An 11,970-nucleotide genomic window follows, 5' to 3' on the forward strand; every position below is an offset into this window, starting at 1 on the left:
ATGCGTCCGCGAGGCCGTCAGTGGCCCACCGCCTGGAAGTAGTGGGTCGCCGCGTACTGCGCCACGTTCACGCCCAGCAGCTGGCCCTGGACGTCCGCGTGGTGGAAGTGCAGGCCGGCCCAGATGCGGGCGTCGATCAGCTCGGACAGCGGCTGCGAGAACGTCTGGAACGTGCGCACCCGCGGTTCGCCGGCCACGAGCAGCGCGGAGGTGCTCGTCATCTGGAACCCGCCCGCGATGACGTCGCCGAAGTGCATGCGCAGGACGGCGGCGTAGGCACCGTCGAGGCAGTTGTGCCCGGACGGGTGCTCGGGGTACGGCGCCGTGATGAGCGCGGCCCACCCGGTCTCCGGGGTGGTCCCGCCGTTGCCGTCCTCGCCGGCGCGCGGGATCGCGTTCCACGGCCGCCAGAAGTCGTACGCGTACTTGTCGTTCCAGCAGGTGATCGCCGCGTCCGCACCGCTGAGGTTCTGCAGTGCCAGCAGCCTCGCGGCGTCGGCGGCGCCGAGGTCGTCCCGCGTGATGAGTTGCCGTGCGACCTCGTTCCACCCGAGGACCGGAGCCCACTGCCACCACTTCGCGGCGTACGTCTGGTCGGCCGTGCGCGTGGACCCCGTCGCCCTGCCGAGAGCCTGCACCGCGTTCACCTCCGCCGCGTACTCGGGACTGTCGAGCGCGAGCGGCGGCGCCGACTGGAACTGCGTCGCACTCTCGACGAGGAACGGTTCGACGCCGCCCACCCACGGTGTCGGGTCGAGGGCCTCCTGTCCCGCCGAGTTGAGCAGCGGTGACCAGTGCCCGGCGCGGGGGTCGCGAACCCATTGCGACGGTCCGAATCGTCCGTCGTTCTGCCGAGCCTGGAGCATCGCGTCGGCAGCGGCATGGCCCGCCGCGACGCCCTGCCTCTTGAACGCGTTGTCGACGATCGCGTCGAGCGATGTCGCGTACTGGGTATCCAGGCCCGCGAGGAGCCCCGCCCTGCCGGGGAACGGTGCGATCTCGGGTGCCGTGGACACGAGGTTCGTGAGCACCTCGTAGGCGGCCGTCGCCACGGCCGCCTCGACCGACGCCTTGGTCCCGAAGCGCTGTTTGAGCAGGTACGGCTGGTACTGCTTGGGTCCGATCGCGGTGACGGCGTCGTACACGGCGCCCTGCGTCATGCCCATGTTCAGCTGATACGCGGGCGGCGCGCCGCCATTCGGCCCGGGTACGGCGGCGAGCGTGTTCGCCGCCACTTCATTCCAATGGACGACGGCCGTGGCGTCGGTTTCTGTCGGCGGAGCGGCCGAGGCCCCGGCGGCTCCGAGCGAGACCGACGCGATGAGCGCGGCCGCAATGATGGCGATGGATCGACGAGTGTTCATGACCAACCTCACAAGTGGGGATCTGAGGCGCAGGCTCCGGTAGCCTGCCCCACTGTCCCACCGCATCGCGCGGCCGTCGATTGGGCATAGCCCTTAGGGAGAACCGGCCGACTGCTCTCTGCCGGGCACTCCGGCCCCCGCGGATAGCCGCCTCCCTGATCGGGACACACGCCGAGGTTGAGCAGGTAGGACTCGAGGAGTTCCCGGCTGCCGCCGGCCACGGCGACCATCGGGTTCTCCGAAAGCCAGACGCTGTAGACCACCGGCGAGGTGAATCGCCCGCCTGACAGGAACGCGGCAGTGCCCTCTCTGAACGGCACGAGCAGCGCCGGGTGGCAATCCCATCGCTCGATGCAGAGGCGCTCCGCACGATCGGCGATGTCTGAGCAGGGTGACAGCCCGGCCGCTTCGCAGTATCGCGTCGCCCACGCCTCCAGGCGATGGGACCCGGCGCCGGGCCGAAGGCCGAATCCGATCGGGTCGATCGTGACGAGGGCAGAGCCGGCGGGATCCGACCGAGGCGGTGTCGCCTCCTCGGCGGTCGGAGGTGCCGAGACCTCGAGTGGGGGAGTCGGCACGGATGGACTCGCGGAAGAGGGCGCGCTGCAGCCCGCCAGAAGCAGTACCGCCCCCAGCAACACGACCCATCGACCCCAGGCGAGCACGGGCATCTCCCCTTGGGCGTGACGGTAGACCCGCCGTCCCATGCGCACAAGATGATCGATGCTGCCCCGGCACCGCATCGCGGACAGCATCTGTCCGGATCCCGCGGGATGATCATCCTGCACGCCCGCCTGACGTCCGAAGGAGCACCGAAATGTCCAGAGTCGTGTGGTTCGACATCCCCGTCACCGACATGACGCGAGCGATCGCGTTCTACGAGGCGCTCACCGAGGAGAAGCTCATCCGGCTCCCGGTCGGGCCCGACAAGGAGACCGCCATCTTCGCCGCGGCAGACGGCGGAGCGGCGGGATGCCTGTTCGCCGCCCCCGAAGACACGCCGTCTCATTTCGGGTCGCGCGTCTACTTCGACGCGAGTCCCTCGATCGACGAGTGGCTGGCGCGGGTCGAGCCGGCGGGCGGAGGCATCCTCGTACCCAAGACCGAGATCACCGGCGGTCGCGGCGTCTACGCCTACATCGAGGACAGCGAGGGCAACAGGATCGGGCTCAACGCGCCGGCGTGAGCCGGAGTCGATGTCGCGCGCATCCGCCGGTCGGCGCAGTCTGTGAGCGCTGAGAAGATTGGCTGATGACCGCAACACTCGTGGCGCGCGGCGTGGCCGGCGGATACGGCCACCGCACACTGTTCGACTCGCTCGACCTGACCGTCGCGCCCGGCGACGTCGTCGGCGTGGTCGGCGCCAACGGAGCCGGCAAGTCGACGCTGCTGCGCCTGCTCGCCGGCATCGCCGAGCCGCAGGCCGGCACCATTTCGCTCGCGCCCGCCGACGCCTTCGTCGGCTGGCTTCCACAGGAGCACGAACGCGTCGAGGGCGAGACCGTCGCCGAGTACATCGCTCGTCGAACGGGGTGCACCCAGGCGACGAGGGACATGGATGCTGCGGCCGCCGCGCTCGGCGACCCCGGGCTCGCTCCGCACGGCGTCGATCCCGCCGACATGTACTCGACCGCGCTCGACCGCTGGCTGGCCAGCGGTGCCGCCGACCTCGAGGAGCGGCTGCCCGCCGTTCTCGCGGATCTGGGACTCGATCTCGGTGGCACCCCTGCGGATCAGGCGACGATGACCGGGCTGTCCGGTGGGCAGGCCGCTCGCGTCGGACTCGCCGCCCTGCTGCTCTCGCGGTTCGACATCGTCCTGCTCGACGAACCCACGAACGACCTCGACCTCGACGGGCTCGAGCGGCTCGAGGCGTTCGTGCGCGGCATCCGCGGCGGTGTCGTGCTGGTCAGTCACGACCGCGAGTTCCTCGCGCGCTGCGTGACGCGCGTGCTCGAGCTCGACCTCGCACAGCATTCGAACCGCGTCTACGGCGGGGGCTACGACGCATACCTCGAGGAGCGTGCGACGCTTCGTCGGCATGCGCGGGAGAAGTACGACGAGTTCGCCGACAAGAAGGCCGATCTCGTGGCCCGGGCGCGCACGCAGCGGGAATGGTCGAGCCAGGGCGTGCGCAACGCGATGAAGAAGTCGCCCGACAACGACAAGATCCGCCGCAAGGCCAACAGCGAGTCGAGCGAGAAGCAGGCACAGAAGGTGCGGCAGATGGAAAGTCGCATCGCGCGCCTGGAGGAGGTCGAGGAGCCGCGCAAGGAGTGGCAGCTCGAATTCACCATCGGCACGGCGCCGCGGTCGAGCACCGTCGTCTCGACGTTGAGCTCGGCGGTCTACGAGCAGGGCTCGTTCACACTCGGACCGGTGTCACTGCAGGTGAATGCGGGGGAGCGGATCGGCATCACGGGGCACAACGGCGCGGGCAAGTCGACGCTCCTGCGGGCTCTGCTCGGCCGGCAGGCGCCGAACGCGGGCGCGGCGAGCATCGGTGCGAACGTCGAGATCGGCGAGATCGACCAGGCGCGGTCGCTGTTGGTGGGGTCGCAGCCGCTCGCGGCGGCATTCGGCGAGCTCGTGCCGGACATGGAGTCCGGCGAGGTGCGGACCCTGCTCGCCAAGTTCGGTCTGAAAGCGGATCACGTAGGCCGACCGGTCGACGAGCTCTCGCCGGGCGAGCGCACGAGGGCTGCGCTGGCCCTTCTGCAGGCTCGCGGCATCAACGTGCTGGTGCTCGACGAGCCGACCAACCACCTCGATCTGCCCGCGATCGAGCAGCTCGAGCAGGCGCTCGACTCGTACCGGGGGACGCTGCTGCTGGTGACCCACGATCGGCGGATGCTCGACGCCGTGCAGCTCGACCGCCACTGGCGCGTCGAAGCCGGGAGCGTCACCGAGCTGTAGTCGCGACCCGTTAGCGCCCCTGGCGCTTCTTGTACGGCTTCGGCTGGCCTTTCACGATGGGCGCACGGCCTTTGCCCTTGGAGGCCTTGGCCTTGCCGCCCCCGGGAGCCTTCGGTGCGGTGACGGGAGCCGGGGCTTGCGCGATCCGACTCCTGGCCTCTTCCAGCAGGAGCACGCCCGCCGGGGTCAGCGACCAGCTCGGCTTGCTGCGAGTGAAGAGCGGATGCCCGACCTCCGCTTCGAGCTTGTCGATCGTCGAGTACAGCGACGCCAAGGGGACCCCGAGCGCATCGGCCGCACGCGGAATATGCAGTTCCTGGTCGACGATGGCGACGAACCGCTGCAGCTCACTGATCTTCACTGGCGACCTTCCGTGCACCGAGGGACACGTCAAGTCTGCCGCAGCGACCGCCGCCACTGCGATGCGCGCGCCGGTTCCGCCGCGCGCGGTGGAGGCGGCGCCCCGGAGATCGGACCATCGTCCGGGGCGCCGCCGGTCCGTCACGCGGCGATCTCCTGAGAAGCCACGAACGCCTTGCCCGCTTCTGCGATCGTCGCGGCCACGGCCGCCGGCTGCGACACCGAGATCGCGTGCGACGCGCCGGCGATCTCGTGGGTGCCGCGCGAGCCGGCACGCTCCGCGCCGGCTCGGTGCACGGCGACGGGGATGTTGAGGTCCTGATCGCCGAAGACGTGCCATGACGGGATGTCGCGCCAGGCCGGCCGATCCGTCGGGAGGCCCTCCGAGAGCGCGGCCTGCGTGACCGGGCGCTGGGTCGCGGCCATCAGCGCGGCCACCTCGGGCGCGACATCGGCGGCGAACTGGTGGTGGAACAACTCGGGACGGATGGCGAACTCATCGCCGCCGCCCGTCACCGGGTACGCCGTGAGTGCGTCGCCGAGCGTGCCTCCGGGGGCGCTGTTCGACAGCTCGAACGCACTCTGCCCGGTCTCGGGAACGAACGCCGCGACGTAGACGAGCCCGACGACGGCCTCGTTGCCCGCGGCCGCCTCGGTGATGACGAGCCCGCCGTACGAGTGGCCGACGAGGACGATCGGGCCCTCGATCGACGCGAGGACGTCACGGACGTACGCCGCGTCGCCGGCGAGGCTCCGCAGCGGGTTCGCGACCGCGACCGCACGGACGTCGTGCTGCTGCAGCTGGGCGATGACACCGTTCCACGACGACGACTCGGCGAAGGCGCCGTGGACGAGGACGATGGTGGGCTTCTGAGCGGTCATGTCGAGATCCTTTCGAGGGTGGGGTCTTGCGTTCTCGTGAGCTAGGACCGGGTGGGGCCCGGACTTGTGACAGGGGCCGCGTCGATGGAGGCGCACGCCACGGGCATCGGGGAGACTGGCCCGATGCCCCTCCTCGATCACCTCGGCATCACCGTGGAAGACCTGCCCCGCGCGGTCGCCCAGTTCGATCCCGTGCTCACGGCGCTCGGCATGGAACGCACCGACGGTGACAACGGGGTCGCCTGGTACGTGGACGACGAGACGGAACTGATCCTCTTCCCCGCGCGGGTTCCGGGGACCGGCCCCCATGTCCACGGCTCGGTCGGCTGGCAGCATCTCGCGTTCGCCGTGGACTCCCGCGACGACGTCGATCGGCTTCACGCCATCGCGCTGGGCGCGGGATGGAGCGCGGTGCGCGATCCACAGCCGTACCGGAGGTTCAACGAGCGCTACTACGCGTCCTTCGTCGAGGACGACAACGGCATCCGCATCGAGTTCATGCACAACCCTCCGAAGGCTCCGTCCGGCTGATCCCGCAGATTCTTCGCGGACCTGTCACAGAACGCCGGGCCATCCGGTCTCAGCTGTGACGCGCGTTCCGCGCGCGACGAAGCAGAGAGGGTTCGACATGAGGATCGCTGTCATCGGGGGAACCGGACTGATCGGCTCGAGGGTGGTCACGGCGCTCGAGGCCACGGGGCACGAGGTCGTCGTCGTGGCGCGAGCGGTGGGCGTGAACTCCTTCACCGGCGAAGGGCTGGACCAGGCACTCGAAGGAGTCGAAACCCTCGTCGACGTGTCGAACTCGTCGTACACGGACGAGGCCGGTGCGCGCGAGTTCTTCTCCGGGTCGACGCTGAATCTCCTCACCTACGGCGCCGCCGCGGGGGTGGCGCATCACGTCGTGCTGTCGGTCGTCGGCACCGACCGGCTCGCACGCTCCGAGGGCGGCTACTTCCAGGCGAAAGCCGAGCAGGAGCGCCTGCTGACGGCATCCGGTCGCCCCTTCTCGATCGTCCACGCGACGCAGTTCTTCGAATTCATCCGCAGCATCACGGATGCCGCGACCCGCAGTGGGATCGCACACGTCGCCGATGCCCTCATCCAGCCCATGGCCGCCGACGACGTGGCCGCGGCGGTGGCCCGCGCCGCGCTCGCACGACCCACCGGCGGGATCACGGAGCACGCGGGACCGGAGGTGTTCGAGCTCGGCTACCTCGCGCAGCGCGAGCTCCGGTTCCGTCGCGACGAGCGCGAGGTCGTCGCCGACCCCCTCGCGACCTACTTCGGTGCGCAGCTCGACCGCTTCGAGCTGCTGCCCGGCGCGGGCGCCACCCTCGCGCCGACGCGCTTCCACGACTGGCAGATCTCTCCTGGCGACGCCGGCGACGCGCTGCTGCCGTCTGTGGCGGGCGTACGCTGAGCGCGGCGACGGGAGTGGCAGACGCAATGGGCGAACACACGGAACCGGTCCTGCACCAGGACGACATCGCGCTCGCGGTCACCGTCTTCGACGAGCACCGCCGGCGCATCTTCGGCATCGCGTATCGGATGCTCGGCACGGTGGCCGACGCCGAAGACATCGTCCAGGAGACCTGGATCCGCTGGCAGAACGCCGACCGCGCCGACATCCGCGAGCCGGGCGCGTTCCTCGCCACGGTCGCGACGCGGCTCTCCATCAACGCCACGCAGTCCGCACACGCACGCCGCGAGACGTACATCGGGCCGTGGCTGCCCGAGCCGGTCAACACCGACGCCGACCCCGCGCTCGGCGCGGAGCGCGGCGAGGCCCTGCAGTACGCGATCCTGCTCGTGCTCGAGAAGCTGACGCCCACCGAGCGGGCCGCGTATATCCTCCGCGAGGCGCTCGACTACCCGTACGAGCGGATCGCCGACGTCATCGGCGCCACGGTCGCGAGCGCCCGGCAGCTCGTCAGCCGTGCCCGCAAGCACCTCGAGTCGGCGCGCAAGGCGGAGGTGGCCGCCGCGGAGCAGCGGCGCCTGCTCGAGGCGTTCCTCGTCGCCGCGCAGAAGGGCGACGTGAGCGATCTCGAGCGGCTGTTCGCCGAGGACGTCGTCAGCTACACCGACGGCAACGGCGTCAAGCTCGCGGCCCGCATCCCGGTGGCAGGGCGAAGTCGCGTAGCCAAGTTCGTCGCCGCGTTCTCCAGCCACTTCTGGACGGGCAAGCAGATCGGCTGGGTCGAGGTCAACGGACGGCCCGCAGCCACCCTCTCGGAAGATGGGGAGGTCACCACCCTCGTCACGATCACGGCGGCGGAAGACGGCATCCGGCGCCTCCTCTGGGTGATGAGCCCCGACAAGCTCGGGCATGTCGCCCAGGTCGGAGCGTGACCAGGCGACCTGGCTCGTGGCTGCACCGCTCTGCGCGACACTCGAGCTCGAGCGCCGCGCAGCACGAGCGTGCAGTGAGGGCGCTGGTCGCCGTCGCCGAGCAGGGTGATTCCCGCCGGCTGACACGGATGCTGCACCCCGGCGTGGTTCTCACGGTCGACGGCGGCGGCGTCGTGGAGGCGCCGGCCACCGCGCTGGAGGGCGCATCGGACGTCGGCGGCTATCTCCGCGGCGCGCTGCTGGACGGGGCGGTGCGGCTGCGGGTGGAGTCGGTCAACGGCGTGCCGGGGATCGTCGTCTGCAGGGAAGGGCGCGTGGCCGGGGTACTCAGCATCTGCGTCCGGGGCCGCTTGATCCTCGAGGCGTGGCTCGTTCTGAATCCCGAGAAGCTCACGCACTGGAGTTGCTGACTGCGGGCTGTCACAGATCGACGGCGAGAACGGTCTTAGCTGGTGAGCGCCGCCCCACGCGCTCCCTGAACGAAAGGCACATCATGGCAAAGATCGTCGTCATCGGAGGATCCGGTCTCATCGGCTCGAAGGTCGTCGCGAAGCTCACCGAGCACGGCCACGAGGCCGTTCCGGCCTCGCCGAACTCCGGTGTCAACACCATCACGGGCGAGGGCCTCGCCGAAGTTCTGCAGGGTGCGGATGTCGTGGTCGACGTGTCGAACTCGCCGTCGTTCGCCCCGGCGGACGTGATGGAGTTCTTCACGACGTCGACGCGGAACCTCATCGCCGGAGCGCGCGAGGCGGGCGTCGGGCACTTCGTCGCACTCACCGTGGTGGGCACGAACCGTCCGAACACGATCTCGTACTTCGCGGCGAAGACCGCGCAGGAGGAGCTGATCCGCGACTCGGGCATCCCGTACTCGATCCTGCACGCGACGCAGTTCTTCGAGTTCATCACCGGCATCGCGGGGGTGTCGGGCAACGGTGACGCGATCCACCTGCCGGGCAACCTCGTCCAGCCCATCGCCGCGGAGGACGTCGCGACCGCCGTCGCGCGCACCGCCGCCGGCGCCCCGCTGAACGCCGACGCCGAGATCGCCGGACCCGAGGTGATGGGCCTCGACGAGATGGTGCGCCGCGGCCTCGTCTTCCGCGGGGATCCGCGCGAGGTCGTGACGGACGCCGAGGCGCCCTACTTCGGCGCGCGGATGCAGGAGCGCACGCTCATGCCCGTGGCCGGGGTCCAGGTGTTCGAGACGACGCTCGAGGAGTGGCTGCCAGCGAACCCGCCCCGCAGCTGATCGCAGGATGCGGAAGGGTCCGCGTGCCACGGGCACGCGGACCCCTCCGGCGTTGCGCGGGCTGGTCAGGCGGTCATCGCGGTCTGGATCCGCCGGTCGAGCTCCTCCAGCTCGCCGAGAGCGTCTGTCGCGGCCCACACCCGATCACGCTTGCGTCCGGTGATCTCGGTCAGGACGCCGGCGTCCACGAGCCGGTCGATGGCGGCGTACGCGGCGGCCGTCGTCGACCCGGATGCGGCGACCATCTCCTCCGCCGCCATCACGGGGTTGTCGAACAGGGCGTCGATGATCCGGTCGGCCGCGGCGCTCCTGCGCCCCGTCAGCTGGCGCCGCCACTCGTCCGGGAGTGCGCGCAGCTCATCCATCGATGCTCGGCTCGCCACCGCGGCAGCGAGCGCCGACCGGCAGACGATCTCGACGACCGGCACGGGATCGCCGGCGCGGTACGACGTCAGCGCGGCGAAGTAGTCGTCGCGCACGGCGAGGATGCCGCTGGCCAGCGGGATCACGACGTTGCGGGCGACCCCGCGACGTCGGAGGATCGCACTGATCAGCGCGCGCCCGATGCGGCCGTTGCCGTCGGTGAACGGGTGGATCGACTCGAACTGCGCATGTGCGATCGCGGCATGGATCACGGCGGGCACGTCGTCGCGGGCTGCCCACGCGAGAAGGTCTTCGAGCAGGCGCGGGACGAGTTCGGGTGGCGGGGGGACGAACAGTGCGCCTCGGGGACTGTGATTGCTCCCGCCGATCCAGTTCTGCATGTCCCGGAGACGGCCGGCGTAGGGCGACTCGGCCGGATCATCGCTCATGAGCACGCGATGGGCGGAGAGGAGATCTTCGAGCAGGATGCTGCCACCGTCGCCCGCCCGCTGCACCATGCGATGAAGGGCAGCGGACGCAGCCACCATGCTCACGGCGCTCGCATTGGCTCGGCTGCCGGCCAGCGCACGTGCGTAGTCGCCGACACTGGCCGAGACCCGCTCGATCTTCGATGACGCCGCGGACTCGGTCCGCAGCAGGAACCGGCCCAGGGCGTGCGACTGAGCGCGAGCCTCCGCGTCGGTCGTCGCGATCTCGATGACGGCTCGCTCGGTCTCGGCGACGAGTCCGGGCGGCGCCTCGAACGCGAGATCCGCGATGAGCGGTGGGACGGATACATCGACGTGGCGCAGCATCCGATCTTCTCGACTGCCGCCGCGCACCGACTGGCGCCATTCGCGCCGCTCGATGCCGTGCACCGGCCAGGGGCCGTTCGGCGATGGGAGGAGAGGCTCCGTACTCACTATTCCAGTTTATGCGCCTAAAACGGAATTGAGGGAGCGCTGTTCCGACCGGGACGGACCAGGTCCGCACGCCACGGTGCCGCGGCGTCGGGGAATGCGAGCGGCCGGCGTACCGCTGTACCTTCGGGGGCCGCGCACCCGCGGCCCGAGATCTACCAAGGAGCACCACCGTGCGCGCACTCATCCACTCCGCTTTCGGCGATCCGACCGAGGTTCTGGAGGTCGCGGAGCGACCTCTGCCGGAGCCGGGTCCTGGGCAGGTGCGGGTGCGGACGGTCCTCTCGCCGATCCACAATCACGACCTCTGGACGATCCGCGGCACATACGGCTACAAGCCCGAGCTTCCTGCGGCTTCCGGGACCGAGGCCGTCGGGGTCGTCGACGCGCTCGGCGACGGCGTCGACGCGCTGAAGGTCGGGCAGCGCGTCGCCACCGGCGGAACATTCGGCGTGTGGAGCGAGTACTTCGTCGCGAAGGCCGCCGGGCTCGTCCCCGTGCCTGATGCCGTGAGCGACGAGACGGCTGCGCAGCTGATCTCGATGCCGTTCAGCGCCCTGAGCCTGCTCGACTTCCTGGACGTGCAGCCGGGCGACTGGATCGTGCAGAACACGGCCAACGGGGCCGTCGGCAAGCTCGTCGCCCAGTTCGCCGCGGCGCGCGGCGTCCATGTTCTCGGTCTGGTGCGCCGCGATGCCGGGGTCGCCGAACTGGCCGGGCTCGGCATCGGAGACGTCGTATCGACGGCGTCGGATGACTGGCGGGAACGGGCAGCGGAGATCCTCGGCGAGAACGCTCCGCGCGCGGCGGTCGACTCCGTCGGCGGCGAGGCTGCCGGCGACCTGCTCTCGCTGCTCGGCGAGGGCGGCACCCTCGTGTCGTTCGGATCGATGGGCTCGAGCACGCTGCAGCTGTCGGCGGGCGACCTCATCTTCAAGCAGGCGACGGTCAAGGGCTTCTGGGGCAGCAAGGTGAGTCAGGCGATGGATGCCGCCACCCGCGGTGCGCTGTTCGCCGAACTGGTGCAGCGCATCGGGTCGGGTGAGGTGTCGCTGCCGGTCGACGAGGTGTTCCCGTTCGACCGGGCGCGCGAGGCAGCGGCCGCGAGCGCCGTTCCCGGCCGCGCGGGCAAGGTGCTGCTGCGGTTCTGAGGTGGGTGCGCGTGGGCCGCGGCGGCGCGGCCCACGCGGCTTCAGGCTTCGGCCAGGAGGACGGTCAGCGATGTGATCACGCCGTTCTCGACGGTGATGAGATCGAGGCCGCGCACGACGGGGGCGCCGGCGGGTCCGAACGCCCATGGCAGTACCCCGGTCGTCTCCGAGACGTAGGCCGGTCCGTCCTCGACGAGCACGAACTCCTCCGGCGCGTCCTTGAGCAGCCCCTCCGCGCTGGACAGGAGCGCCTCAGGGCCGACGGCCGTTCCCTCGGGGTCGGTCAGCACCACGCCAGGGGAGTAGGCGCGACCCGCCGCATCCCGTCGTTGGGCGGCATCCCGGTTCCCGAAGACGCCGTGAAGGTTCAGACGGAGGAGTTCTGCGACTGTGCTCATGGGATCGTC

The 11,970-nt window shown here is 70.4% G+C and carries 13 protein-coding genes; 8 read left to right on the forward strand and 5 right to left on the reverse strand.

The genetic code is table 11. The annotated features are described in order from the left end of the window. Nucleotides 1-17: 17 nt before the first annotated feature. Entirely contained in the window at nt 18-1,364 is a 1,347-nt protein-coding gene (locus tag ACFC1K_RS12630; protein ID WP_375871904.1) for a vanadium-dependent haloperoxidase, read from the reverse strand. Nucleotides 1,365-2,181: 817 nt separating this feature from the next. Between ACFC1K_RS12630 and ACFC1K_RS12635 the strand changes: the two genes are divergently transcribed. Then, entirely contained in the window at nt 2,182-2,550 is a 369-nt protein-coding gene (locus tag ACFC1K_RS12635; RefSeq protein ID WP_375871905.1) for a VOC family protein, read from the forward strand. 65 nt (nt 2,551-2,615) lie between these two features. Then, the gene (locus tag ACFC1K_RS12640; RefSeq protein WP_375871906.1) at nt 2,616-4,280 is read left to right on the forward strand and encodes an ABC-F family ATP-binding cassette domain-containing protein; all 1,665 of its coding nucleotides are present in this window, start codon (nt 2,616-2,618) and stop codon (nt 4,278-4,280) included. A gap of 10 nt (nt 4,281-4,290) precedes the next feature. On the opposite strand, the gene ACFC1K_RS12645 is transcribed toward ACFC1K_RS12640, so the two are convergent. Continuing rightward, a complete protein-coding gene (locus tag ACFC1K_RS12645) occupies nt 4,291-4,641 on the reverse strand; it encodes a LysR family transcriptional regulator (protein WP_375871907.1) in 351 nt (116 codons plus the stop codon). A 140-nt stretch (nt 4,642-4,781) separates the two neighbouring features. Continuing rightward, a complete protein-coding gene (locus tag ACFC1K_RS12650; RefSeq protein WP_310291499.1) occupies nt 4,782-5,522 on the reverse strand; it encodes an alpha/beta hydrolase in 741 nt (246 codons plus the stop codon). Nucleotides 5,523-5,645: 123 nt separating this feature from the next. Between ACFC1K_RS12650 and ACFC1K_RS12655 the strand changes: the two genes are divergently transcribed. The 5 genes from ACFC1K_RS12655 to ACFC1K_RS12675 all read left to right on the forward strand — a co-directional run bounded on the left by ACFC1K_RS12655 (nt 5,646) and on the right by ACFC1K_RS12675 (nt 9,129). Then, a complete protein-coding gene (locus tag ACFC1K_RS12655; RefSeq protein ID WP_375871908.1) occupies nt 5,646-6,053 on the forward strand; it encodes a VOC family protein in 408 nt (135 codons plus the stop codon). Nucleotides 6,054-6,150: 97 nt separating this feature from the next. Next, entirely contained in the window at nt 6,151-6,945 is a 795-nt protein-coding gene (locus ACFC1K_RS12660) for an SDR family oxidoreductase (RefSeq protein ID WP_375871909.1), read from the forward strand. Between the two features lie 26 nt (nt 6,946-6,971). Then, nucleotides 6,972-7,877 (forward strand): RNA polymerase sigma-70 factor, encoded by a 906-nt coding sequence (locus ACFC1K_RS12665; protein ID WP_375871910.1) that lies wholly within the window; start codon nt 6,972-6,974, stop codon nt 7,875-7,877. Between the two features lie 74 nt (nt 7,878-7,951). Further along, a complete protein-coding gene (locus ACFC1K_RS12670) occupies nt 7,952-8,287 on the forward strand; it encodes a hypothetical protein (protein WP_375871911.1) in 336 nt (111 codons plus the stop codon). A gap of 83 nt (nt 8,288-8,370) precedes the next feature. Then, on the forward strand, nt 8,371-9,129 hold the full coding sequence (locus tag ACFC1K_RS12675) for an SDR family oxidoreductase (protein WP_375871912.1): 759 nt from the start codon (nt 8,371-8,373) through the stop codon (nt 9,127-9,129). A 65-nt stretch (nt 9,130-9,194) separates the two neighbouring features. Here the strand turns inward: ACFC1K_RS12675 and ACFC1K_RS12680 are convergent, their stop codons facing one another. Continuing rightward, nucleotides 9,195-10,415, reverse strand: coding sequence for a Fic family protein (locus ACFC1K_RS12680; RefSeq protein ID WP_375871913.1), 1,221 nt, complete (start codon nt 10,413-10,415; stop codon nt 9,195-9,197). Nucleotides 10,416-10,585: 170 nt separating this feature from the next. Between ACFC1K_RS12680 and ACFC1K_RS12685 the strand changes: the two genes are divergently transcribed. Further along, nucleotides 10,586-11,563, forward strand: a complete 978-nt coding sequence (locus ACFC1K_RS12685) for a zinc-binding dehydrogenase (RefSeq protein WP_375871914.1) — start codon at nt 10,586-10,588, stop codon at nt 11,561-11,563. Between the two features lie 41 nt (nt 11,564-11,604). Here ACFC1K_RS12685 and ACFC1K_RS12690 read toward each other — a convergent pair whose 3' ends face one another. Continuing rightward, nucleotides 11,605-11,961, reverse strand: coding sequence for a nuclear transport factor 2 family protein (locus ACFC1K_RS12690; protein WP_310291475.1), 357 nt, complete (start codon nt 11,959-11,961; stop codon nt 11,605-11,607). Between the last annotated feature and the right edge of the window lie 9 nt (nt 11,962-11,970).

Source organism: Microbacterium sp. NPDC056057, assembly GCF_042266945.1.
Taxonomy (GTDB): domain Bacteria; phylum Actinomycetota; class Actinomycetes; order Actinomycetales; family Microbacteriaceae; genus Microbacterium; species Microbacterium trichothecenolyticum_C.

What these genes read in the sequence shown, in the direction of transcription:
- ACFC1K_RS12635 (WP_375871905.1), top strand. Translation starts at nt 2,182, where the DNA reads ATGTCCAGAGTCGTGTGGTTCGACATCCCCGTCACCGACATGACGCGA.
- ACFC1K_RS12675 (WP_375871912.1), top strand. Translation starts at nt 8,371, where the DNA reads ATGGCAAAGATCGTCGTCATCGGAGGATCCGGTCTCATCGGCTCGAAG.
- ACFC1K_RS12630 (WP_375871904.1), bottom strand. Translation starts at nt 1,364, where the DNA reads ATGAACACTCGTCGATCCATCGCCATCATTGCGGCCGCGCTCATCGCG.
- ACFC1K_RS12655 (WP_375871908.1), top strand. Translation starts at nt 5,646, where the DNA reads ATGCCCCTCCTCGATCACCTCGGCATCACCGTGGAAGACCTGCCCCGC.
- ACFC1K_RS12650 (WP_310291499.1), bottom strand. Translation starts at nt 5,522, where the DNA reads ATGACCGCTCAGAAGCCCACCATCGTCCTCGTCCACGGCGCCTTCGCC.
- ACFC1K_RS12665 (WP_375871910.1), top strand. Translation starts at nt 6,972, where the DNA reads ATGGGCGAACACACGGAACCGGTCCTGCACCAGGACGACATCGCGCTC.
- ACFC1K_RS12690 (WP_310291475.1), bottom strand. Translation starts at nt 11,961, where the DNA reads ATGAGCACAGTCGCAGAACTCCTCCGTCTGAACCTTCACGGCGTCTTC.
- ACFC1K_RS12660 (WP_375871909.1), top strand. Translation starts at nt 6,151, where the DNA reads ATGAGGATCGCTGTCATCGGGGGAACCGGACTGATCGGCTCGAGGGTG.
- ACFC1K_RS12640 (WP_375871906.1), top strand. Translation starts at nt 2,616, where the DNA reads ATGACCGCAACACTCGTGGCGCGCGGCGTGGCCGGCGGATACGGCCAC.